The organism is Microbacterium sp. PI-1, from assembly GCF_004337555.1.
Lineage (GTDB): Bacteria > Actinomycetota > Actinomycetes > Actinomycetales > Microbacteriaceae > Microbacterium > Microbacterium aurugineum.
Map to the genome: position 1 here is coordinate 1 of NZ_SJYZ01000022.1, position 23,143 is coordinate 23,143.

General features: G+C 68.8%; 24 protein-coding genes. 16 read left to right on the forward strand and 8 right to left on the reverse strand.

Annotated features, from left to right (window positions below):
• From E0W80_RS15295 to E0W80_RS15315, 5 genes are all read left to right on the forward strand, one after another.
• The coding region (locus E0W80_RS15295; protein ID WP_205802373.1) for a zinc-binding dehydrogenase at window positions 1–1,100 on the forward strand (1,100 nt) is incomplete at its 5' end.
• A 7-nt stretch (window positions 1,101–1,107) separates the two neighbouring features.
• Window positions 1,108–2,070 carry an aldo/keto reductase gene (locus tag E0W80_RS15300; protein ID WP_131493758.1) on the forward strand — a complete coding sequence of 321 codons (963 nt, stop codon included), beginning with the start codon at window positions 1,108–1,110 and terminating at the stop codon, window positions 2,068–2,070.
• A gap of 33 nt (window positions 2,071–2,103) precedes the next feature.
• Window positions 2,104–3,102 carry an alpha/beta hydrolase gene (locus E0W80_RS15305; protein WP_131493760.1) on the forward strand — a complete coding sequence of 333 codons (999 nt, stop codon included), beginning with the start codon at window positions 2,104–2,106 and terminating at the stop codon, window positions 3,100–3,102.
• Window positions 3,099–4,082, forward strand: a complete 984-nt coding sequence (locus E0W80_RS15310) for an alpha/beta hydrolase (RefSeq protein WP_131493761.1) — start codon at window positions 3,099–3,101, stop codon at window positions 4,080–4,082. Before E0W80_RS15305 ends, E0W80_RS15310 begins: the two co-directional genes overlap by 4 nt.
• Window positions 4,079–5,299 (forward strand): multidrug effflux MFS transporter, encoded by a 1,221-nt coding sequence (locus E0W80_RS15315; protein ID WP_240740555.1) that lies wholly within the window; start codon window positions 4,079–4,081, stop codon window positions 5,297–5,299. The genes E0W80_RS15310 and E0W80_RS15315 overlap by 4 nt, the downstream gene beginning before the upstream one ends.
• Here E0W80_RS15315 and E0W80_RS15320 read toward each other — a convergent pair.
• The 3 genes from E0W80_RS15320 to E0W80_RS15330 form a co-directional block, all read right to left on the reverse strand.
• Complete coding sequence (locus tag E0W80_RS15320) at window positions 5,293–5,646, reverse strand: Imm8 family immunity protein (RefSeq protein ID WP_165875488.1); 354 nt, start codon at window positions 5,644–5,646, stop codon at window positions 5,293–5,295. The two genes, E0W80_RS15315 and E0W80_RS15320, sit on opposite strands and share 7 nt — an antisense overlap.
• Before the next feature lie 549 nt (window positions 5,647–6,195).
• Window positions 6,196–6,417: a hypothetical protein gene (locus E0W80_RS15325; RefSeq protein WP_131493765.1), complete on the reverse strand. Its 222-nt coding sequence runs from the start codon at window positions 6,415–6,417 to the stop codon at window positions 6,196–6,198.
• Window positions 6,418–6,632: 215 nt separating this feature from the next.
• The gene (locus E0W80_RS15330; protein WP_205802374.1) at window positions 6,633–6,866 is read right to left on the reverse strand and encodes an RHS repeat-associated core domain-containing protein; all 234 of its coding nucleotides are present in this window, start codon (window positions 6,864–6,866) and stop codon (window positions 6,633–6,635) included.
• 170 nt (window positions 6,867–7,036) lie between these two features.
• Here E0W80_RS15330 and E0W80_RS15335 point away from each other — a divergent pair, with 170 nt between their 5' ends.
• Window positions 7,037–7,309 carry a hypothetical protein gene (locus tag E0W80_RS15335; RefSeq protein WP_131493766.1) on the forward strand — a complete coding sequence of 91 codons (273 nt, stop codon included), beginning with the start codon at window positions 7,037–7,039 and terminating at the stop codon, window positions 7,307–7,309.
• 588 nt (window positions 7,310–7,897) lie between these two features.
• Here E0W80_RS15335 and E0W80_RS15340 read toward each other — a convergent pair.
• Together E0W80_RS15340 and E0W80_RS15345 are read right to left on the reverse strand one after the other, a co-directional pair.
• Window positions 7,898–8,563 (reverse strand): SDR family oxidoreductase, encoded by a 666-nt coding sequence (locus tag E0W80_RS15340; RefSeq protein ID WP_131493768.1) that lies wholly within the window; start codon window positions 8,561–8,563, stop codon window positions 7,898–7,900.
• Window positions 8,564–8,602: 39 nt separating this feature from the next.
• Window positions 8,603–9,154, reverse strand: a complete 552-nt coding sequence (locus E0W80_RS15345) for a hypothetical protein (protein ID WP_131493770.1) — start codon at window positions 9,152–9,154, stop codon at window positions 8,603–8,605.
• Window positions 9,155–9,220: 66 nt separating this feature from the next.
• On the opposite strand from E0W80_RS15345, the gene E0W80_RS15350 reads away from it, so the two are divergent.
• Window positions 9,221–9,805 carry a TetR/AcrR family transcriptional regulator gene (locus tag E0W80_RS15350; protein ID WP_131493772.1) on the forward strand — a complete coding sequence of 195 codons (585 nt, stop codon included), beginning with the start codon at window positions 9,221–9,223 and terminating at the stop codon, window positions 9,803–9,805.
• Between the two features lie 94 nt (window positions 9,806–9,899).
• Entirely contained in the window at window positions 9,900–11,885 is a 1,986-nt protein-coding gene (locus E0W80_RS15355) for a primary-amine oxidase (protein ID WP_205802375.1), read from the forward strand.
• A 190-nt stretch (window positions 11,886–12,075) separates the two neighbouring features.
• Here E0W80_RS15355 and murQ read toward each other — a convergent pair whose 3' ends face one another.
• Entirely contained in the window at window positions 12,076–13,011 is a 936-nt protein-coding gene (gene murQ / locus E0W80_RS15360; protein ID WP_047523144.1) for an N-acetylmuramic acid 6-phosphate etherase, read from the reverse strand.
• A complete protein-coding gene (locus E0W80_RS15365) occupies window positions 13,001–13,894 on the reverse strand; it encodes a BadF/BadG/BcrA/BcrD ATPase family protein (RefSeq protein WP_165875489.1) in 894 nt (297 codons plus the stop codon). The genes murQ and E0W80_RS15365 overlap by 11 nt, the downstream gene beginning before the upstream one ends.
• A gap of 134 nt (window positions 13,895–14,028) precedes the next feature.
• Between E0W80_RS15365 and E0W80_RS15370 the strand changes: the two genes are divergently transcribed.
• Window positions 14,029–14,886 carry a MurR/RpiR family transcriptional regulator gene (locus E0W80_RS15370; RefSeq protein WP_131493776.1) on the forward strand — a complete coding sequence of 286 codons (858 nt, stop codon included), beginning with the start codon at window positions 14,029–14,031 and terminating at the stop codon, window positions 14,884–14,886.
• 18 nt (window positions 14,887–14,904) lie between these two features.
• On the opposite strand, the gene E0W80_RS15375 is transcribed toward E0W80_RS15370, so the two are convergent.
• Complete coding sequence (locus E0W80_RS15375; RefSeq protein WP_240740556.1) at window positions 14,905–16,011, reverse strand: DUF998 domain-containing protein; 1,107 nt, start codon at window positions 16,009–16,011, stop codon at window positions 14,905–14,907.
• 102 nt (window positions 16,012–16,113) lie between these two features.
• Between E0W80_RS15375 and E0W80_RS15380 the strand changes: the two genes are divergently transcribed.
• From E0W80_RS15380 to E0W80_RS15410, 7 genes are all read left to right on the forward strand, one after another.
• Complete coding sequence (locus E0W80_RS15380) at window positions 16,114–17,070, forward strand: helix-turn-helix domain-containing protein (protein ID WP_047521664.1); 957 nt, start codon at window positions 16,114–16,116, stop codon at window positions 17,068–17,070.
• Window positions 17,071–17,299: 229 nt separating this feature from the next.
• Window positions 17,300–18,088 (forward strand): MoaF C-terminal domain-containing protein, encoded by a 789-nt coding sequence (locus E0W80_RS15385; RefSeq protein WP_131493778.1) that lies wholly within the window; start codon window positions 17,300–17,302, stop codon window positions 18,086–18,088.
• Window positions 18,089–18,112: 24 nt separating this feature from the next.
• Complete coding sequence (locus E0W80_RS15390; RefSeq protein ID WP_047521667.1) at window positions 18,113–18,502, forward strand: nuclear transport factor 2 family protein; 390 nt, start codon at window positions 18,113–18,115, stop codon at window positions 18,500–18,502.
• Window positions 18,503–18,569: 67 nt separating this feature from the next.
• Complete coding sequence (locus E0W80_RS15395) at window positions 18,570–19,742, forward strand: ABC transporter substrate-binding protein (protein WP_131493780.1); 1,173 nt, start codon at window positions 18,570–18,572, stop codon at window positions 19,740–19,742.
• A 71-nt stretch (window positions 19,743–19,813) separates the two neighbouring features.
• Window positions 19,814–20,674, forward strand: a complete 861-nt coding sequence (locus E0W80_RS15400) for a branched-chain amino acid ABC transporter permease (protein WP_131493782.1) — start codon at window positions 19,814–19,816, stop codon at window positions 20,672–20,674.
• Complete coding sequence (locus E0W80_RS15405) at window positions 20,661–22,433, forward strand: ATP-binding cassette domain-containing protein (RefSeq protein WP_131493784.1); 1,773 nt, start codon at window positions 20,661–20,663, stop codon at window positions 22,431–22,433. The genes E0W80_RS15400 and E0W80_RS15405 overlap by 14 nt, the downstream gene beginning before the upstream one ends.
• Window positions 22,430–23,122, forward strand: a complete 693-nt coding sequence (locus E0W80_RS15410) for an ATP-binding cassette domain-containing protein (RefSeq protein WP_047521675.1) — start codon at window positions 22,430–22,432, stop codon at window positions 23,120–23,122. The genes E0W80_RS15405 and E0W80_RS15410 overlap by 4 nt, the downstream gene beginning before the upstream one ends.
• Window positions 23,123–23,143: the final 21 nt, after the last annotated feature.

Below are 23,143 nucleotides of genomic sequence, written 5' to 3' on the forward strand. Positions count from 1 at the left end.
TGCCCCTCCCCACCCGCACCAAGGCCGCCGTGCTCACCGCGCACGGCGAGCCGCTCACCCTGCAGGACCTGCCTCTCCCCGCCGAGATCGAAGCGGGCGCCGCGCTCGTGCGCATCGCGTGCACCACGCTGTGCGGCACCGACATCGAGATCTGGGAGGGACGGATGACCTTCCCCGGCATGCTCCCGATGGTGCTCGGCCACGAGATGGTCGGCGAGATCGTCGCCACCGGCCCCGACACGAAGGACGCCCTGGGCCACCCCCTCTCCCCCGGAGATCGCATCGGCTGGTCCGAGTCGACCTGCGGCGAGTGCTACGGCTGCGTGGTGCTGCGCGAGCCCGTCGCCTGCTCCCGCCGCGGGTACGGCTTCCTGCAGCGTGCGGACGTGCCTCCGTTCGCCACCGCGGGACTCTCGGAGTACGCCTATGTGACCCCGGGGGCAGCCAAGCTGCTGCTCCCGTCATCCGTCAAGGACACCTGGGCCTCGATGGCCGGATGCGCGGCCAAGACCGTGTTGCGGGCCTTCGAGCGGGCAGGGCGCATCCGCCCCGGCTCGACCGTGGTCGTGCAGGGCGCCGGGGCGCTCGGCATCTTCGCCACGGCCGTCGCGAAGATCTCCGGTGCAGGCCAGGTCATCACGGTGGGCGCTCCCGCCGCCCGGCTCGAACTCGCCGGCCGCTTCGGCGCCGATGCGGTCGTCGACTTCCGCGACGGCCCGGTGGTCGATCAGGTGATGGCGCTCACGGGAGGGCGCGGCGCCGACCACGTGTTCGACTTCGCGGGTGCGCCCAGCGTCGGCCCTGACGCGATCGCGATGGCCGCTCAGCGCGGGACCGTCACGATCGTCGGCTCGACCGGTCCCGCGGGCGACGGCTTCCCGCTCAGCACCATCATGGGCAAGGAGCTCACGGTGGCCGGCTCACTCAACGGCGACATCTCCGACTACTCCCGTGCGATCGACTTCTTCACCGCGTTCGCGGATCGCTACCCCTGGGACGACCTCTTCAGCGCCCCGGTCGGCCTCGCCGACGCCTCCGCGAAGATCGCCCACATGCACGACCTCGATGAGGTCAAAGCCGTCATCGACCCGAGACTGTGAGGACTCCATGACCACTCCCCTCCTGCCCCGACGCGAGATCGGCCGCAGCGGCATCGACGCCTCACTGTTCTCTCTCGGCTCCTGGCACACCTACGACCGGATGGACTTCGACGACGCGGTCGCAATGCTCCGCGAGGCCGTGGACCGCGGTGTGAACCTCTTCGACGTGGGCGTGTACTCCGCGCCAGGAGCGCCACCGGTCTTCACCGACGTGATCTTCTCAGCGATGGTGCGCGCTGCAGGCCTCCGGCGCGACGACTGGCTGCTCTCGTCGAAGCTGTGGCTCGAGGCCTTCGGCGACGACGGCTTCCGCCCCCAGCTCGAGAACGCGCTGATGCGGGTCGGCGTCGAGCACGCAGACCTCGTGATCCTCGGAGACCTGCGGCGCGATGACCTCGACCTGCGTGACCTCGTGCTCGACCTCGCCCGTCTCGCGGAGGCCGGCCTCATCCGTACCTGGGGTGTGAACAACTGGTCGGCATCGAGCATCCAGTCCCTGATCGACATCGCCGCGGCGGAGGGCGTGGCCGGACCGCAGATCGCGCAGTTGAAGTACAGCGTCTCCCGGCGCTCGATCCCCGACGGCGGCCCCTTCGCCCGACTGTGGGAACAGGGGCTCACTCTGCAGGCCTCCGACTGCCTCGAGGGCGGCGTGCTCGCCGGCAAGATCAACGGCGACCGGCAGATCGGCCGCGACCCCGGCGACATCCGGGAGCGGATCATCCACGATGTGCCCGCCTTCACCGAGGTCGCCGCATCCCTCGACGTCTCACCCGCGCAGCTCGGGATCGCGTTCACCCTCACCCATCCGGCTCTCACCACGACGCTGTTCGGCGCCTCGAGCGGGGAACAGCTGCGCGCCAACCTCGACGCCGCAGCCCTGGTCGATCGGGTCGGCGGCGATGAGCTGCGCCGCCTGGTCGAACCGTTCTGGGCCGACCGCGGGGTCGTCGACCCCGAAGGCCCCTGACCCGCCGCTTCGCCCTTCCATCCAAGGAGAACCATGACCGCCACCGCCGCCGGACGCCCGACCGTCACCCCCGTGCCCTTCGACCCCGAGGTGCAGGCCGTGCTCGACGAGATCGCGAAGAACCCACAGCCGGCGCTCACCCGCGACACCCTTCCGCGCGACGGCGTCGACCGGATGTTCCCCGACAACGACGCCGTGATCGCCGGGCGCGACATCGAGTGGGAGGACCGCGCCATCCCCGGTCCCGCCGGAGCACCCGACCTCGAGATCACGGTGTTCCGCCCCGCCGGCGTCCACGGGGAGGTGCTCCCCGGGTTCGTGAACATCCACGGCGGCGGCATGATCGTCGGCCACCGCTCGTGGGAGACCGGCCGCGTGGTCGACATCGTCGACGAACACCGGGTCGTCGCCGTGAACGTCGAGTATCGCCTCGCTCCGGAGAACCCCTACCCCGCGGGCGTCGAGGACTGCTACGCCGCCTTCGTGTGGGTTCATGAGCACGCCGCGGAACTCGGCATCGACCCGGAGCGCCTCATCGTCGGAGGAGGCAGCGCGGGCGGAGGGCTGACAACCGCTGTCGCCCTCATGGCGCGCGATCGACAGGGGCCCGTCATGGCCGGGCAGCTGTTGCTGTGCCCGATGATCGACAACACCAACACCAGCGTCGCGAGCCGCCAGTACGACGGCATCGGCACCTGGCAACGCGAGATGAACCTGCTGGCGTGGTCGTGCGTGCTGGGCGACGACCTCGCCTTCCACTCGGACGCCCCCGCATACGCCGCCCCCAGCCGCGCGACCGATGTGTCGGGGCTCCCGCCCGCCTTCATCGAAGTCGGCGAGGCCGAGGCCTTCCGCGATGAGGACACGGAGTACGCGCTGCGCATCTGGGCCACCGGAGGACAGGCCGAACTGCATGTCTGGGGCGGCGGAGCGCACGGCTTCGACATGTACATGCCGGAGGCTGAGATCTCCCGAGCCGCTCTCGCCGCTCGCGCCTCGTGGTTGCGGCGCATCTGGCGGGCGGACCGATGACCGCGCCGCTGCCGGTCCCGTATGACCCGGAGCTCGTCGCCGGCCTCGACGCTTTCGTCGGGATGGTGGAGATCATCCCGCTGCGTGCCGACACGATCCATGCCAACCGCGACCACTTCGCGACGCTCATCCCTTCCATAGCCGCACAGGCCGCGGGTCGGGAGGTCGTCTGGGAGGACCGTGTCATCCCCGGACCGGCCGGGGCGCCGGACATCGAGATCACGATCGTCCGGCCCGCGCGCGCGGCTTCCGTGCCCGCCCCCGCGGTCCTGTCGATCCACGGCGGCGGGATGGTGCTCGGCACCCGGTTCTTCGGCACCGCCGAGCTCATCGACCTCGCCGAGCAGCACGGCATCGTCGGGGTGGCCGTCGAGTACCGGCTGGCACCCGAGCATCCCGGTCCCGCGCAGGCGGAGGACTGCTACGCCGCGCTGGAGTGGATGGCCGCCCACGCCGACGAGCTCGGCATCGATCCCGACCGCATCATCGCCTCGGGGATGAGCGCCGGCGGGGGCCTGTCGGCTGCCGTCGCGCTGATCGCCCGTGATCGCGGCGGTCCGCACCTGGCCGGCCAGCTGCTCGGCTGTCCGATGCTCGACGACCGCAACGAGACCGCCTCCAGTCGGCAGTACGACGGCTTCGGCGCGTGGGATCGGAACAACAACGACACCGCGTGGGATGCCATCGCCGGGGACGACCGGTTCACCGACCGCGTCTCCCCATACACCGCGCCCGCCCGCGCCACGGACCTCGCCGGTCTCGCACCCGCGTTCATCGAGGTGGGCGCTGCCGAGACGTTCCGCGACGAAGCCGTCGACTACGCCCTGCGCATCTGGGCGACCGGCGGACAAGCGGAGCTGCACGTGTGGGCCGGCGGGTACCACGGCTTCTCCGGGTTCTCGCCCGAGGCCGAGGTCTCGAAGGCCGCCGTCGCCGCGCGGGAGAGCTGGCTGCGCCGCATCCTGCGCCTGGGCGGATGAGCCTGCCCCTTCCCGAGGAGCCGGCTCGCCCGCGCATGAGCACCCTGCGGGCGATGCTGGTGCTCGGGATGCTGGAGGCTTTCGGGCCGTTGTCGATGGACCTCTACCTGCCGCAGTTGCCGCAGCTCGCCGCGTCTCTCGGCACGACGGAGGCTCTGGCGCAGGTGACGATGTCGGCGTGCATGATCGGTCTCGGGCTCGGACAACTCATCGCGGGACCGCTGAGCGATCGACTCGGAAGGCGACTGCCGCTGATGGTCGGAGTCTCGGCCTTCGCGGTGCTGTCGCTGGTGTGCGCCCTCGCGCCGAACATCGAGCTGCTGCTGCTCGCCCGTTTCCTGCAGGGGCTCGCGGGCTCGGCGGGCATCGTGATCTGCCTGGCCATCGCACGAGACCAGTTCGAGGGCGTCGAGCTGTCGCGGATGCTGTCGCTGCTGTTCCTCGTCTCCGGAACCGCACCGATCATCGCGCCGGTCGTCGGTGGGCAACTCGCCCGGGTCATGGATTGGCGGGGTATCTTCGGCGTGCTCAGCGCCGTCGGGGTCGTACTGCTCCTCATCGTCGTGTTCGCCCTGCCCGAGACGCTGCCCGCCTCCGCCCGGCACGGCGGCGGCCTCGTGGTGCTGCGGGATCATGCCCGTGCCGTGATCCGCGACCGCCTGTTCGTCGCGGTGCTGTGCGCGGCGGCGGGAGGCGGCGTCGCGTTCTTCACCTACCTGTCGATGTCATCGTTCGTCCTGCAAGACCAGTTCGGTCTCACCCCGCAGACCTTCAGTCTCGCGTTCGCGGCGGGGGCGCTGGCGAGCATCGTCGGCAGCCAGACCAGCAGGCTCGTCGTGCGGCGGTGGGGACCGTTGCGCGTCTATCTGGGTGGCATCACGGCGACGCTGCTCGCCACGACGACGTTCCTCGTGCTGACGTTGGCCGGCACCGGCGTCTACGGAGTGATCGCTGCGCTGATCGGGTTCATGCTCTGCTCGGGAGTGGGTGGCCCGAACGGTCAGACGCTGGCCCTCGCGCACCACGGCAGCCGCGCGGGCACAGCCTCCGCCCTGCTCGGTATGGCGACCTTCCTGTTCGGGCCCGTCGTGGCGCCGATCGCGGCCGGATTGGGTGGCACGAACGCGGTCACGATGGCCGTCACCATGACTCTCGCAGCGGCCGCCGCCGCGGTCGCGGCCTGGGTGTTCGTGCGGCCGGCCGCAGCGCCTCAGTAACGGTAGTTGTCGAACTCCCAACGGCCAATCTGCACCAGGCTGAGCAGGAGTTGTTGCCAGGTCGCTCCAGTGGCCAGCCCAACCTCGCGACGAAGTCGCCGCATCGCGAGCTCGAGGTCGAAGACTTCCATCACGAGGGTGTGCCGAAGCATCTGCACGCGATCGCGATGAATATCACGTGCGAGCCAGCGCGGCGTGCAGACAAGCACGTCGAAAGACTCTTCCCCGGGTCCGTCCTCCGGTCCGATCAGCAATCGAATCCATTGTCCCTCGTCCAAGGGATCACGCGGCCGGTAGGACTCCACGTCCAGATCTGAACTGTAGAACGATTTGATGACTGCTTTCATTCGTATATGTCCGATTGTCCGATTGATTGCCCGGTCCACAGGAACACCGAAGCGACTCAAAGCCTCTAGGAGAGATTCCCGGATCTTCGCAAGCAGATGGCGAAATGCGAGCGAACCTACACCCGCAACCATGGCAACTACGCCAAGCGCGACGAACAGTATCGCAAACATACTATATGCGCGGCCCTCCAGATGTACACCTATCTCTAGGTGGCTCCAAGCTGGAATTGCGTCAGAACATGATACGAATCTTCACCTTCGCGCCATTCGATGGCGCTGGTTCAGCGTCGCAGCGGATCTTCCTTTATCCACGCCCGCTTCAATCGCTCATGTGTTCCTAGACCATCGGGTGGGATGCGCCGATCCGACCACTTTGCTCCGCTACGAATCCACTCAGCTCGGAAATCTGCGGTCGACTCGAACGTGGAGTCTTCATACCCCCATTCCACATTGCAGCATGGGCAGATATCGAAGCTACCGAAGCGGCCGTCCTCTCCCCAAGGCAACCATTCGCTTGCGTCATAGCCACACACTCTACAATATCGAAAATCAAAACTGGGCATAGAAATACTCCAAGTTTGTTGAATACGAATGGTCATTAAGATGGTAATAAGTCTTCGGGGCGCCGAACTTGTTCATCACGCCGAATACGTTGGTTTCTGGGTTATACCGCACAATGTCACCATTCTGCCGCACGCCAGTCAACGTGCCTGGCGGCGGCGTGCGCAAAAACTTCTGCGCCTGCGCGACGTAATCGAGTGAATTCTTCACGCCGGCAAACTCGGCACCATGCTTGTTAAAATGGCTGAGGGCATTCTGAGACGCGGAACGTTTGGAGCTCGAGCTCCAGATCGGCCTCGAAATGCGACTGGAAGGCGTCTGGGTCGATCCTCGCGGGGCGACCGTTGGGGTCATCTTACGGTAGGTGTAGATCCCCATGGGGGGGGTGGTGTATCCGCGCATATTCGAAGGCATCGCCCGCGAAGTCAGATAGTTGCCGCCTTGTGAACCACCCGCCCAGGGTTCCACCACTTCTCGCCACTCAGGTCGTGGCCGTTGATGGGGTCAGTGGGCCAGGAGTAGTCATTCGCTCCGCCGCCCTCGATCGGGTCGACTTGCAGGAACCTCCCCAGAGCGGGGACATACAACCGCACCCCCATCTCGACCACCAGCGTCGACCCCGCAGACTCCGCCGGCTTCAACGCCCCCCCTGATGCCACAGCGTGTTCCCCGCCACCTGCCCCGTGTCATCCGACGCAGCAGTCCCGATCGCGAACGTCACCGGATCCACGGGCTGACCAAACGGATCCCACCAACAACAACAACAACGCGCTCGTCGGCAGCCGAGGCGAACGTAGCCGCGCCACCAATGACCCGGTAGCGTTCCCGTATGAGTGAGAAGGTCGCGCACGATGAGCGAGCGAAGATCGCATCGCGACGCCGCCAGCGTTGGCTGATCCCGATTCTCATCATCGTGGGCGCGGGGTTCCTAGCTTTCGCCTTCTGGATAGAAGTTCACGATGGCGCACCCGCGCGGCCGCGGGGGCATCAGCCCGTTGAGTTCGTCGCAGCCCTCGGGATCGGCCTCGCGCTGTTCATCAATGGTCTCGTGCTGGCATGGCGCGCCCTCAGAAGCTGGCGCAAGGACGACCGCGACCGGTGAGAGCCGACGTTCGGTAACTCGTTGACTCCTAGCTCAGCGGGAATAGACGATTCCGATTACGACCTGAGCCACGCCAAAGGCTACGATGCCGCCAGCGATGCACATCACCGCTGACATTCTGGGCAACCGTCGTTCAATGTCCATCTCGGAGAGGCCGTCTTGACGGTAGATCTTCCCGAATCGATGACGAACAAACCGTAGCCACCGATTGCAGGAAAGGAAAAGGGTAGCCCGACCAGCGATATCAGTACCCCGCTGAACAGATTTGCGACCGCAAAAGAAGTCATGGCAGTTCACCCTCGGTAGAAAATTCCCACCAAGAAAGCGGCGATGCCGAATACGGTAAACAAACCCCAATCGCGCCAAACCATTTGGCATTCCCGTTTCTTGCAACCTCACGTCACACCTTACCGCCAAAAGCGGAGAGCGCGGCGTCACTGCCGCATAGGAAACAAATAGCGGATGCTGAGGTCTCACCGCGAGCGGCGCCGCATTACGAATTCATAACTCCCTTCGACTTAATGGGATGATCACCCGCGACCGCGGCCCCGCCGCGCCCGATCAGCCCTCGACGCCCGCCGCGCCCCCTCAGTAGCGAGCCGAGAACGCCCCGTCCGACTGGAGCAGCTGACCGGAGATCCAGCGCCCCTCATCCGACACGAGGAACTCCACGACCGCGGCGACATCCGCCGGACGCCCCAGACGCCCCAGAGGGGTCATCGCCCTGAGCGAGGTCCGCGTCTCGTCGTCCATCCAGCCGGTGTCGATCGGTCCCGGGTTCAGCACGTTCGCGGAGATCCCACGAGGACCGAGCTCGCGAGCGGCCGAGATCACGAGCCGGTCGAGTGCGCCCTTCGATGCACCGTAGGGCAGGTTCCCGGTCACGTGGTCGCTGGTGAGTGCCACGATCACTCCCCCGTCGTCGCCGACCTGACGCGCGAAGGCCGCGATCAGCAGCAGACTCGCCCGCGCGTTCACGGCGACGTGCCTGTCGAAACTCTCCGCGGTGGTGTCGAGGATGCCGGACTCGACGTCGTGGGCGTGGCTCAGGATGAGCGCGGTGATGGGTCCGTGCGCGGCGACGACCGCATCCACGAGTGTGCCGGGGCCGTCAGGGGTCGCGAGGTCGGCGAGGTGGTCGGCGTCGTGGAGATCGCTGGTCACGACCGTCCATCCGGCCGCACGCAGACGAGGGACGATGCCGGCGGCGATGCTGTTCGCCCGGGCAGCGCCGGTGATCAGAGCGAGGGGCATCCGGCCACCGTACCGGAACGCACACGCGTCCCGCTGCCTTCAGAACCCCACGCACATGATCACGACGCCCGCTGCCATGGCCCACGATTCCGTCGCCAGCAACCGTGCCGTCCTGCCACGATGCACGGAGGGGAGGAACCACTCCGAGACGACGGTCCACACGACGACCCCGGCTACCCCGACCAGCATCACAACGGAGAGGACGCCGTTCATCCCGTGTCCGCCGTGGCCCGAGACCGCGATCTCCGCGCCCGCACCGGCTGACTCCGCCGCGCGCGTCGAGGCGCTCTGGAACGCGCAGACGGCCATCACGAGCGACCCGAGGGCCCGGTGACAGCACGCGGCGGCCGCCGCGGTTCCCCGAACGCCCATCGTTCCGAGCATCGCCGAGACCAGCAGCATCACCCCGAGCAGGAGTCCCGCGAGCGCGTCGCCAGGTGAGACCGCGAGCGCCAGCATCGCCGCCGCCATGATCAGTGCCGCCTGCCGCCCCTGCCACGGCACCGCACGCCACGCACCGATGCAGGCGACCGCAGCGACGATCGCCGCCACAGCCATCAGCCACGGTGCTGCAGGGAGGAGGAGCTCCATCCGGGAAGTATATTGATCGATCGCTCAATAACGCTAGACCTAGGTCGGATGCGACAAGATGGGCACGTGCCCCGCATCGTCGACCATGATGAGCGCCGCCGGCAGATCGCCGAGGCGCTGCTCGCCGTCGCCGCCCGCGATGGACACGAAAGCGTCTCCTCGCGCGCCGTCGCCAAGGAGCTCGGCGTCGCCACCGGCTCGCTCTGGCACTACTTCGACGGATTCGACGAGGTCGTGCGCGCCGCCGCCGCCGAGGTGACGCGCCGCACCGACGCGCGCATCGCCGCCGCCACAGACGGCCTCCGGGGACTGGACCGGCTGCACGCACTGATGCGCGAGGTCCTTCCGATCGACGACGACACCCGCACGGAAGCGCACGTGGTCGTCGGCTTCTGGGGGCGCCTGGCCGCCCTCGCGCCGACCCCCGACGCGGGTGCCCCGACCCTCGCGACCTGGCAGGACAGCATCCGTCTCGCCCTGGCCGAGGCCGTGGACGACGGAGAGCTGCGTGCCGACACCCCCGCCGACGCCGTGATGGCCTTGCTGCGCTCGATCACGTACGGACAGCAGATCGTCGAGGTCACCGAACCTCAGCCCGCGGCGGCGCATCTCGCCGTCCTGGACAGCATCCTCGCCCCCTGGCGCGCCTGAGCCCCGCGAAAACGGCGCTTGTGGACCTGCGGCGAGCCGTCGTATCATCATCGCAACCCGTTTATTGAGCACCTGCTCGAAAATAGTGAGGTCGATGATGTCCCACCACGCACCGCAGCCCGTCTCCCTCGACAAGATCGCGGCCCCGCACCCGCACGATCCGCTCTCGGGCGAAGAGATCGCCGCCGCCCGAGCCATCCTCGACGCAGCCGGGCTCCTGACCGAGACCACCCGCGTGCCGATGCTGCTGCTCGATGAGCCCACGAAGCAGGAGTTCGCCGCCTGGACCCCCGGCTCCCCCATCGACCGCCGCGTCGACGTGACACTGCTCGACACGGCGACCGGCGTCGCGACCGAAGCCATCGTGTCGATCACCCGCGGCGAGGTCCTGCGCACCGAACGCGTGCCGAATGACGCCCCGCCCTACGGCCAGCCGCAGTACCTGTTCGAGGAGTACGAACGCGCCGAGGCGATCGCGAAGGCCTCCCCCGAGTGGCAGGCGGCCATGACGCGCCGCGGCCTCGCCGACCACATGGACCTCGCGTTCTGCGGACCGCTCGCCCCGGGCTACACCGGTCGTGCCGATGAAGTCGGTCGCCGCGTGATCCGCTCCCTGACGTTCCTCAAGTACGACGAGCAGGACTCCCCGTGGGCGCACCCCGTCGAAGGACTCGTCGTGCACATCGACCTCACCTCGAACAGCGTCATCCGCGTCGAGGACCACGGCGACGTGCCCGTGCCCGCCGGCCACGGCAACTACTACCCCGAGGTGCAGGGCGAGGCGCGCACCTCGCTCAAGCCCATCGAGATCACGCAGCCCGAGGGACCGAGCTTCGCCGTCACCGGCTCGCTCGTCGAGTGGGAGGGCTGGTCGATGCGTGTCGACTTCAACGCCCGCGAAGGCCTCGTGCTGCACGACGTCACCTTCCAGGACCGATCCGTGCTCAGCCGCGCCAGCGTTCCCGAGATGGTGGTCCCCTACGGCGACACCGCCCCCGGCCGCTTCTGGATCAGCTATTTCGATGCCGGCGAATACCTGCTCGGCAAGAACGCCAACCACCTCGAACTCGGCTGCGACTGCCTGGGCGTGATCCGCTACCTCGACGGCTACGTGGCCGACGACCACGGCAACCCGGTGCGCATCCCGAACGTGGTCTGCATGCACGAGGAGGACGACGGGATCCTCTGGAAGCACACCGACCTCGCGGGCCGCGCCGACGTGCGCCGCTCCCGCCGGTTCGTGGTCTCGTACTTCTCCACGATCGGCAACTACGACTACGGCTTCTACTGGTACTTCGGCCTGGACGGCTCGATCGAGGTCGTCGCCAAGGCCACCGGCATCGTGTTCGTGGGCGGCGGCGAGCCCGGCGTCCGGCAGCGCCACGCGACCGAACTCGCCCCCGGCGTCTTCGCGCCCGTGCACCAGCACCTGTTCTGCGCGCGACTCGACGTCGCCATCGACGGCGACCGGAATCGGCTCGTCGAGGTGGACGCACAGCGCGTGCCGATGGGGCCGGACAACCCGTTCGGCAACGCGTTCAGCTGGTCCGAGACCCCGCTCACGACCGAGACCGCCGCGCAGCGCGACGCAGACTCCTCCGTCGCGCGCGTCTGGGAGGTGCAGAGCACGTCCCGCACGAATCACGTCGGGCGGCCGACCGCGTATCACCTCGTCCCCGAGCCCACCGCGCTGCTCATGGCCGATCCGGAGTCCTCGGTCGCCGCGCGCGCCGCGTTCGCCACCAAGCACCTCTGGGCGACACGCTACGAACACGGTCAGATCTGGCCTGCGGGGCGGTATCCCAACGCACACCAGGGCGGCGGCGGACTCCCCGCCTACACGGCAGGCGACCGATCGATCGACGGCGAGGACATGGTGCTGTGGCACACGTTCGGCCTCACGCACTTCCCGCGCACGGAGGACTGGCCGATCATGCCCGTCGACACCGCCGGGTTCCGGTTCAAGCCCAACGGCTTCCTCGACCAGAACCCCGCGATGGATGTGCCCGAATCCTCGCAGGCGCACGCGGTCTCATCCGGCAGCTGCTGCGGCGGAGGCACCTGCACGTGCGAGCACTGACCGCGCGCTCCGGTCGCGAAACCCCACGCTCCGGTCGCGAAACCCCATGCTCCGGTCGCGAAATGGTCGCGAATCCGGGCAATTAGGATGCGAATTCGCGACGGGAACGTTGAGAGGTGCGAATTCGCGACGGGAACGGACGGCGACCGGAGGGAACCGGGAGCGGACGCAGGAGCGAGCGGAGGGAGGGTCAGGCGAGCGCGGCGATGGCGTCGCGGAGAATGCCGTCGGCACCCTCGAGAGCCGAGGCCGCGGACTGCGGCGACGCACCGCTGGCGAGCATCAGCAGGGCGAGCTTGACGGAGCCGTCCGCCCCCTCCAGAGCGGCGGCGGCTTCGTCGATCCCGACGCCGGCGAGCTGCGAGACCGTGCGGATCGACCGCGCACGCAGCTTCTCGTTGGTCGCGAGCAGGTCGACCATCACGCCGCGGTAGGTCTTGCCGAGGTTGATCATCGAGAGCGTCGTGAGCATGTTGACCACGAGCTTCTGCGCGGTCCCGGATTTCAGGCGCGTGGAGCCGGAGATGAACTCGGGCCCGGTGACGACTTCGATCGCGATCTCCGCGACGGCACCGATCTCGGATGCGGCGTTGGACGCGATCGCGACCGTGAGCGCCCCGACACTGCGGGCGTACTCCAGGCCACCGACGACGTAGGGCGTGCGTCCGGAGGCGGAGATGCCCACGACGGTGTCGCTCTCCGACAGGTCGAGCTCGCGCAAAGAGACACCCGCTGCGTCGGCGTCGTCCTCGGCATTCTCGACGGCCGAGCGGATCGCGGTCTCCCCGCCGGCGATCAGGCCGACGACCAGCGAAGGATCCGTGCCGAAAGTGGGCGGGCACTCGCTCGCGTCGAGCACGCCGATGCGCCCCGCGGTCCCGGCTCCGATGTAGATGAGTCGTCCCCCGCGCCGGAACCGCGCGGTGATGCCGTCGACGGCGGCGGCGATCTCCTCGGCGCGCTCGGCGACGGCTTCGGGTACGCGGCGGTCCTCGGCGTTCATCCTCCGCACGAGCTCGGCGGTGCCGAGGAGGTCCAGGTCGCCGCGCTCGGTCGTGGAGGCCTCGGTGTCGAGGTTCTCCAGCACCGAGAGGAGAGCGGCGAGGCGGGGGGCGTCATTCGGCACGGTGCACGAACCTTTCATGGGGGAGATCATCACGACGCGCGAGCAACTGCGCGCCGTCGAGGGCGTCGCCCGCAGCCGGTACGACACGGCGACCGGCGGCGAGGAGGGAGGATCCGAGGGCGGCGCGGAACCAGGAGTGTTCGGCGAGCCCTCCGTGCACCACCACGTCGCAGGTCACGGCTGAGGCGGCGACCGCGGTCGCGGTGAGCAGTCGGACCCCCTCGGTCACGATGCCCGAGGCGACCGGGTCGCCCGCTTCCGCCGTGTCGAGGACGAGAGGTGCCAGGGTGGCGAGATGGCGGGCCAGCGGCGCGCTCCGGGCGAGCCAGCCCTGGATGTCGGAGGCAGCGCCGACCGGATCCGCGAGCGCGGCGGTGAGCGCGGTCGCCGGGCCGAGTCCGTCGTCCGCACGCAGCACGGCGCGAAGCCCCTCGCGGCCGAGCCACGATCCACTGCCGAGATCTCCGAGCTCGGGACCCCAGCCGTCGACGAGTCTGACGCCATCGGCGTCGATCCCGAGTGCCGCGGCACCGGTGCCGGCGATCAGGAGTACACCGGGTGCCCCCTCGAGGGCGCCGGCATGGGCGGTGACGACATCGGAGGCGACGGCGACCCGCGCCGCGGTCGCCGCGGCCAGGCGCCCCGCGAGTTCCCGGGCGGCTTCCGGGGCGAGCCAGCCCCCGGCGGCACCGACCCCGATGCTGTCGAGGACCGGTGCATCGGCGAGCAGCGGGAGGATCGCATCGAGAGCGGCATCGACGCCGCCTGCCGCGGCGAGCCCGGGCGCTCCCGTCCCCGAGCGCTCGATACGCGTAGCGTCGTGGATGACGACTCGGCACCGTGACTTGCCGAGATCGACGGATGCGGTCGACTGCGCGGTCATCGGCTCTCCTCGGACTCGGTCGGGACGTAACGAAAAGAGACTACATGCGACATAGACTCTCTGAAAAGAATTTACCATCCTTGTCGTGAGCCCCGTCACGACATACTGAGAATCCCACACCACCGGAGGACTGATTGAGCATCCAGTCGACGATCGAAGCCGCCGCCTCGACCCTGCCGCCGTCGCTCGCACGCATCGCCGCGGTGGTCCGAGAGAACCCCTCGATCGTCATCGACAAGACCATCAACGAACTGGCGGACGAGTGCCGGACCTCGGTCGCCTCCGTGGTGCGGTTCTGCCGGGCGATCGGATTCAGCGGCTACGCCCCGCTGCGCATGGCGCTGGCGACCGAGCTCGGCAAGGAAGCGGCCCAGTTCTCCGCCCGCGGAGCCTTCGGATCGGAGATATCCGATGAGGACACCCTGCAGGAGGCGGTGTCGAAGCTCGCCGCACTCGAACTGCTGGCCATCGAGGAGACCGTCGCGCAGCTCGACTTCGACGTGCTCGAAGCGGCGATCGACGCGATCGACAGCGCCGACCGCATCCTGCTCTACGGCATCGGGGCGAGCCAGTTCGTGGCCGAAGACCTCGCACACAAGCTTCTGCGCGTCGGACGCAATGCGCACGTGCTCTCGGACTCCCACGAGGCGGTCGCCGCCAGCGTCCTGCAGTCAGCGCCCACCGTGGCGATCGGGTTCTCCCACGCGGGATCGACGATCGAGACCGTCCGCTTCCTCGAGACCGCCCGTGCCAACGGCTCCGCCACGGTGGCGGTGACGTCGGCGAAGGACTCCCCCCTCGCGCGTGCGGCCGACCACGCCCTGTTCACCGAGGTGCGCGAATCGACCTTCCGCGCCGGCGCGATGGTCAGCAGGATCGCACAGCTCGCCCTCGTCGACTGCCTGTTCATCGGTGCGGCGAAGCGACGGTTCACCGAGACCGTCGACGCTCTGCAGCGCACCCGCGAGGCGACGCGCGCGCTCCGCGACTGAGGCCGGACGACCGACCGCTCACGTGGTCGCGCGCGCACCGATCGAGCCTGCGGTGCGCAGGAACACGATGATCCAGCTGAAGATCAGCACGGCCGCGATCAGCTCGACGGCGGTGAGGTTGTAGTAGCCGACCGCGAAGAAGGCGGCGAGCAGGATGATCACGAGCACGTAGGCCCACCCCAGACCCACGAAGACCCGCGGGATCGTGCGGAGGAACCAGGGCAGACCCACCACGATGACCGCGAACACCACGCACATCCCGGTCGCCACGGTGTTGTGCAGCAGGAAGAACTCGTCGACGGGGAAGAGACCGACGCAGGCGAGCAAGATCCCGAGCAGGATCAGGCCTCCCCTCACCATGAACCGCCCGCGGCGATCCACCCGATCCTCCGCGGGCAGACCCGCCGTCGCGTAGCGGGAGATCGTCGTCACCATGATCCCGGCGATGACCAGCGTGGTGTTGAACGCGATCGAGGAGCTGTTGCTGCTCATGCCCAGCGCCGAGAGGTTGTCGCGCCACCAGTGCACATCGCTGGAGGCGAGCATGCTCGCGAACGCCCCCACGACCAGGAACACCGCGAGCACGAGGGAGAGCACCATCGGCGTGAGAGCGACCGCGCTCAGGAACGAGACGTATCCGGTCAGCGCGAACGCCACGGCCACCAGCACGGCACCGGGAAACGCGTAGACCGGGGCGTCCGTGAAGCTCCGCTCGAGGAGCTCGGCGACCCCGAGCCATCCCAGGTACGCGATCGCCGCGTGCGCGAAGGCGATGGCGGCCAGGTCGTACCAGCGCAGCCGATCACCTGGAACGCTGAAGCCGTCGCGCGCAGCCCCGGGATCGACCTCCTCCGGACGGACGGCGAGGCGTCCGAGCGCGAAGGCGATCGCGGCGGCGAGCGCACCCCCGAAGGCGGCGAAGACGCCGATCGAGCCGGAACCGCTGATCGCCAGCTCGTGGCCCCAGAACACCGGCAGCGCCACCAGGAAACCGATCACGAGGAAGGCGCTGCCCACGATCAGGGCCGTGGCCTCGAACACCGCATCGGAGGCGTCCGGCCCGCGGACCTGTCGCAGCACCTGCAGCACACGGTCGGCGAGCGTCTTCATCGGTCGTTCGGTCACGGTCCACATCCTAGAAGTCGCCCACGCGGGCGGAGCCGGTGATATCATCGCGGAACGGATCGTATACAACGTCGTCGTTCCACCATCCCGAGGTGATCAGTCATGAACGGTGCACCCGCCGCCACCGCCGAATCGGTTTCCACGCTCGTCGCGCGCAACATCAGCGACTTCCGCGCGGCCGTCTCCGAGTCGTTCGTCCCGTTGCAGGTCACGACCGAGGGCCCCGACCACTTCCGCGGGGTGATCCGCGGTGCCTCCGTGGACGAGGTGCACGTGAGCGACGTGCGCGCGACCTCGCACATCGTCGAGCGCACCCCCGAGCTCATCGCCCGTGGTGACCGCTCGTACTTCAAGGTCAGCCTGATGCTCGCCGGCACCGGTCTGCTGATCCAAGACGACCGCGAGGCCGTGCTGCAGGCCGGTGACCTCGCCGTGTACGACACGGACCGCCCGTACTCCCTGGTGTTCGACGAGGACTTCCGCACCATGGTCGTGATGTTCCCGAAGCATCTCATCAGCCTCCCCGCGGACATGGTCGGGCAGCTCACCGCGGTGCGGATCTCCGGCCACGAAGGCCTCGGCGGCATGGTCGTGCCGTATCTCACGCAGCTCGCCGGCAACCTGGACCAGCTCGCCGGCACCACCGGCGCACGCCTCGCGCACAGCGGGCTCGACCTCGTGACCACCGTCTTCACCCGCGAACTCGGACTCGACCAGGTGTCGGCCGACCCGCACCGCGCTCTCGTCCAGCGCATCCGCGCCCACATCGACCGCAACCTGGCCTCGACGGACCTCGGCCCCGCATCGATCGCCGCCGCGCACTTCATCTCCACACGCCACCTGCATGGGCTCTTCCAGGAGCAGGGAGTCACCGTCTCGACCTGGATCCGCACGCGCCGCCTCGAACAGTGCCGCCGGGACCTGCTCGACCCGATGCTCGCCGACCGTCCGGTCGCAGCGATCGCCGCCCGGTGGGGCTTCGTCGACGCCGCGCACTTCAGCCGGGCGTTCAAGTCGACCTTCGGGGTCTCCCCCAGCGAATACCGCGCCGGACACTGACGCCCGGTCCCGCTGCGGGATCGATGACGCTCCTCGGCGAACGCCGTGGCGCACGTTTCCGATCCCGCACCGCGCTTGCCCCGGAGGGCACGCCGGTTGACTCTCGGCGCGCGATGGCGGCTGCGACCTTGAGGGGATGACGGGCGCGGACACAGCATGAGGCAAGCGCACCGCGATGAGGCGGTGCCCGGGGCGATGCGGCCCCGCCGCGTGCGACGTCAGGACCCCGATGACCGACATCTCCGCCGACCCCGCCCTCGACCAGTGGCGCACCTATGACGAGTTCGCCGCGGGAATCGACACGTTCCGGCTGCCGAACACGACGCTCACCGGAACCGACCTCGCCCTCACGCTCGACGACGGATCGGCGCTGACCCTGCGGTTCGCCGACGACATCGTCACCTGGAACGGCCTCGAGGCATCCGGAGCCGACCCGTACGATGCCGTGCGGGTGCGGGAGGACGTGGTGTTCGTCAACGTCCCGCTGCAGAGCCGCCCCCGTGAAGCGATCACCGTCGTGTTCTCGACCGGCACGAACCGGGCCACCGTCATCCGCTCCCGGATCGCCGCCGAAGCCGTCGAGGGGATGCCTCAGGTCGGCCAGGATTTCTGGGCGGCGACGATCGACGGAGCTCCCGTGAGCGGGGAGGCCCCCGGCCCGAGCCGCGACCTCATCGGCAAGCGCAACCTCTACCGCTACAGCCCGCACCACCTGTACGAGCACGTGTACATCTCCAGCCAGCGCTACGCCTGGCAGTGCGTGGAGGGCGTGCAGCGGGGCCACGGAGACATGGACCTGTCGACCGTGTGGAAGTTCGCCGACGGCCTGTACCTGTTCTGCTTCCGCGAGTTCCGCATCGCCGTGGCCAGCGTGTGGTTGCACGACCTCGGCTATCAGCTCATGACCACCGGGGTCTTCCTCGGACTCAACGGGGACGGCGACGCCGAGCACTCCCGCGGCGGCGGCCACATCTATCCGCTGGGCTCCGTCGTCTACCCCGACGCACAGCCCGTCTGACCCTCCGGCATCCGAGGAGACCCCATGAGCAACGCAGACCTGATCCGAGAGCACTACGCCGCCAACGACCGCGGTGACCTCGACGGGATGCTGGCCCCGTTCGCCGCCGACATCCAGTGGACGGAGGCCGCCGGCTTCCCGTACGCCGGCACCTACATCGGCCCCGACGCCGTGGCCCGGAACGTGTTCGGCCGCATCCAGGAGGAGTGGGACGACTACACCGTCGCGATCGACGAGGTCGTCGACGGCGGCGATGTCGTCGTGGGCATCGGCACCTACTCCGGCACATACAGGCAGACCGGGCGGTTCTTCGCCGCACGTGTCGCACACGTGTGGCGGGTCTCCGGCGGCCAGGTCGTCGCCTTCGAGCAGTTCACCGACACGGAACTCGTCAACCGCGCGCTGCGCACCTGAACACCGCACCATCCCCGCACCGCACCACCTGACACAGCACCACCTGAACACGAGAGGCAGGAAGCACATGAACACTCGAGCATCCGGCACCGCGGCGCTCCTCGCCGTGGCCGCCCTCACCCTCGCCGGCTGCGCCGGTGGAGACGGCGGCGCCAGCGGAGGCGGGGGCGACCCGATCGTCGTCGGCTCCGTCAACACCATCAGCGGCCCGGCGACCTTCCCGGAGGCCTCTCAGGCTGCTGCGGCCGTGTTCGACGCGTTCAACGACGCGGGCGGGCTCGACGGACGCACGATCGACTACAAGATGCTGGACGACAAGGGCGACCCGGCCACGGCCACGGCCTCCGCCCGGGAACTGGTCGGCAGTGACGGCGCGGTCGCGCTCGTCGGCTCCGCCAGCCTGATCGAGTGCGAGATCAACGCCAAGTACTACGAGCAGGAGGGCATCCTCTCGATGCCCGGCATCGGGGTGGACACGGGCTGCTTCGCCAGTGACAACATCTCTCCGGCGAACGTCGGACCGTTCAACGACATGACCCTCACGCTGCAGTACGGCTCCGAGGTGCTCGGCATGGACGACATCTGCATCCTGCTCGAGATCGCCGGCTCGACTCGTCCGACCTACCAGGCCGCGATCGACAAGTGGACCGAGATCACCGGCAAGGAGCCGAAGTACGTCGACGACACCGTCCCGTACGGCGCTTCCGACTACACGCCCTACATCGTCAAGGCGCGGGACCAGGGCTGCAAGGCGCTGGCGATCAACCCGGTGGAGCCCGACGCGATCGGCCAGGTCAAGGCCGCGAACGCCCAGGGCTGGGATGACGTGACCTGGCTGTACCTCACCAGCGTCTACAGCGAGAACTTCGCCGACGCGATCGACAACGCGGGCGCCGGCATCTACGTCCCGGCCGAGTTCTACCCGTTCACCGACGACGACGAGATCAACGCCGACTGGCGCGAGCTGATGGAGGCCAACGACATCCCGCTCACCTCGTTCAGTCAGGGCGGCTACCTCGCCGCGAAGTACTTCATCGAGGTGCTCGAGGGCATGGACGGCGACATCACCCGCGAGACCGTCTCCGAGGCCCTGAAGAGCATGGAGCCGATCGAGAACCCGATGGTCGGGACGCCTTACGCGTTCGGCACGCAGAACACCGCGGGCTGGCCCATCGTCCTCGAGTCCGGCACCAACGCCTGGGAGAAGGTCGCCGACGACTGGCTCCGCATCGGCGAGTAGCCACCCCTCGCCTGCCGCCGGGCGCATTCCCGGCGGCAGGCCCCCTCCCCTCGGAACAGAAAGGACGCCTCATGCTGCAAGGCGCCATCGCCGGTCTCGCCGCCGGCGGCCTCTACGCCGTCCTCGGCGTGTGCCTGACGTTGATGTCACGCCTGGTGCGGGTGGTGAACTTCGCTCAAGCCGCGACCGGGATGTTCGGTGCCTTCACGGCGGTGTGGTTCGTGCGCGAGCTCGGTCTGCCGATCTGGCTGGGATCCGTCCTCGGTGTCCTGGTCGCCGGGCTCCTCGCCGCGGCGATCGGCTTCATCGCCGCCACCTGGCTCTCCGAGGCGTCGACCACCACGCGCTCGGCGATGACCGTGAGCCCGCTCCTCCTGCTCATCTCGATGTCGTTCATCCTGTTCGGCAACAAGCCGCAGCCGTTCACGCCGATCATCGCGGGCCCGGCCTTCTCGTTCGGCGGCGTCGTGATCAGCCAGGTCACGGTCGCGACCGTGGCGATGGCGATCGTCACGGCCATCGTCGTCCACCTCGTCCTGCGCCGCACGAGGGTCGGCACCCAGCTGCGGGCGCTCTCGGAACGCCCGACCACCGCCGAGCTCCTCGGCATCCGCTCACGCCCGTTGTCGATCGCGGTCTGGTTCGTCACGGGCGTCATCAGCGCGATCGCGATCATCATCGTCGCCCCCTCGCAGTCCAACGACGCGACCAGCCTGTCGATGCTCATCGTCCCCGCCGCGGCGGCCGCCCTGCTCGGCGGCTTCCGCCGACTCGACCTCGCCGTCGTCGGCGGCATCGTCCTGGGCGTCTTGGGCGGCCTCGTCGCCCAGATCGACGAAGTGGCGCTGGTGCGCAACTTCCTCCCGTTCCTGTTCATCGTCGTCCTGTTGCTCTGGACGCAGCGCAAGGAGGTGTGGGATGCCGCTCGCTGACCGTCCCTGGTTCCGGACCACCTGGCCGTTCGCGGTCGCCCTCGCCGGCATCGGCGTGGGCGCGATCCTCAGCGCCGCCCTGCCGGGGTACTTCGTCTTCCTCGCGATCAGTGCCGTCACCGCCGCGATCGCCATCCTCGGCCTCGGCATCGTCACCGGCTCGGCCGGGATGATCGCGCTCTGCCAGCTCACCTTCGCCGCCGTCGGCGCCTGGATCGTCTCGTTGCTGAACGTCATGCAGGCCCCGGGCGGGTTCATCGTCTGGCTCATCCTCGGGGGGATCGCGGCGGGCCTGGTCGGCATCCTCGTCGGCCTCCCGGCACTGCGGTTGCGCGGCGTGAACCTCGCCGTCGTCACCCTGGGCTTCGCGGCGGCGGCCGGCGTGACCCTCGTGCAGATCCAGTTCCCCGGCTCGGCCGACGGGATCGCGGTCGAACGCCCCGAGATGTTCTCCAACGACCGGCAGTTCTTCTTCCTCTCGATCATCGTCCTCGCCGTCTGCGCGCTCGGCGCCTTCTTCCTTCAGCGGGGCCGCTGGGGGTCGAGCTGGAAGGCCGTCGCATTCTCCGAGCGCGGTACGGCCGCAGCGGGGCAGAGCGTGCGGACCGCGAAGCTCACCGCCTTCGCGGTCTCGGCCGCGCTCGGCGGCATCTCGGGCGGGCTGCTCGCCGGCCAGGTGCAGCTTCCGTTCGCGTCGAGCTTCACCCCGTTGCAGTCGCTCGCGCTCTACGTGCTCGCGATCATGTCCGGCGCCCATCTGATCGACATGGCGATCTTCGGCGGGATCCTCTGGGTGCTGGTCCCCGAGCTCCTCAAGCGCTGGGGCGTCCCCCAGGACTGGGCCTTCGTCGTCTTCGGCGTGCTCGGCGTGCAGGCGCTCACCAGCGGCACGAACCTCGGACAGGGCATCCGCAACCTGATCTGGCGTCGCGCGGACCGCAAGACGGCCGCAGCCGCACTGTCGGCGCTTCCTCCGGATGCCGGTCCGGACGCCACGGAGATCACCACCACGACCACGGCGACCGTCGACGAAGCGATGCTCGACGGCGCACCCGTGCTGACCGTCGAGGGCCTGACCGTGCAGTTCGGTGCCCTCAAAGCTCTGGACGACGTGTCCTTCCAGGTTCCGCCCGCGTCGATCATGGGACTCATCGGTCCGAACGGTGCGGGGAAGTCGACCTTCGTCGATGCGATCAGCGGTTTCCTCCCGAAGCACGGCGGACGCGTTCTGCTCGGGGACCGCGACCTCGCCGGCCTGTCCCCCACCCGACGCGCCCGCCTGGGTCTGCGCCGGACGTTCCAGCAGGACCGGGTGCCGCCCTCCCTCACGGTCGGCGCGTACGTGAGGTTCGTGGCCCGGCGCCGACTCGCGGCCGCCGACATCGACGAGGTGCTCGAGTTCTTCGGCTGCCCGCCCGCGCGGGCTCGGCTGTCGAGCGTCGACGTCGGCACTCGGAGGCTCGTGGAGGTCGCCGCGAACGTGGTCTCCCGCCCCCGGCTGCTGATCCTCGACGAGCCGGCTGCCGGCCTGTCCCACGAAGAGCATCTGGCGCTCGCGGCGCGGTTGCGGGAACTGCCGGCGCGTTACGGTGTGGCGCTGATCATCATCGAGCACGATCTCGATCTCGTCCGCTCCGTCTGCCCCACCCTCACGGTGCTCGACTTCGGCCGCGTGCTGGCGAGCGGACCGCAGGCCGAGGTCCTCGCGAACCCCGACGTCGTCAAGGCGTACATGGGAGAGACGGAGCTGCTGAAATGAGCGAACTCGTCCTGGACTCCGTGACCGTCCGCCGCGGCGCCGGGCCGGTGATCTCCGACGTCTCGTTGCGGGTCGCCGGCGGCGAGGTGCTGGCCCTCGTGGGTCCGAACGGCGCGGGCAAGACCAGCCTGATCGAGTCGGTGTCGGGCGTCACCGCCCACTCGGCAGGCACGATGACCCTCGACGGCGAACCGATCGACAAGCTGTCGCGCGTCACGCGAGCCCGCCGTGGGATCGTCCACATCGAGCAGGGGCGCGCCGTGTTCCCCTCGCTGACCGTGCGCGAGAACATCTCCCTCACCGCACGGACCGCCGGTGAACTCGACGCCGCGCTCACGCCGTTCCCCGAACTCCAGAAGCGCATCGATGCGCCGACCGCCCTGCTCTCCGGGGGCGAGCAGCAGATGGTGGTGCTCGCGCGCGCCTTCGCCGCGAAGCCGCGCATCCTGTTGATCGACGAGATGTCCCTCGGCCTCGCGCCCGTGGTGTTCATGCGGCTGATGCCGATCGTGAAGTCGATCGCGGACTCCGGGGTGGGCGTGCTGCTGGTCGAGCAGTTCACCCAGCTCGCGCTCGGCCTCGCGCAGGAAGCGGTGGTCGTCGCCGGCGGCCGGGTCTCGTTCCAGGGGACCTCCGAGGCCCTGCAGGCGGATCCGGAGCTGCTGCACCGCGCCTACCTCGGCGGCTGACCCGGCACTCGCGGAGCCTTC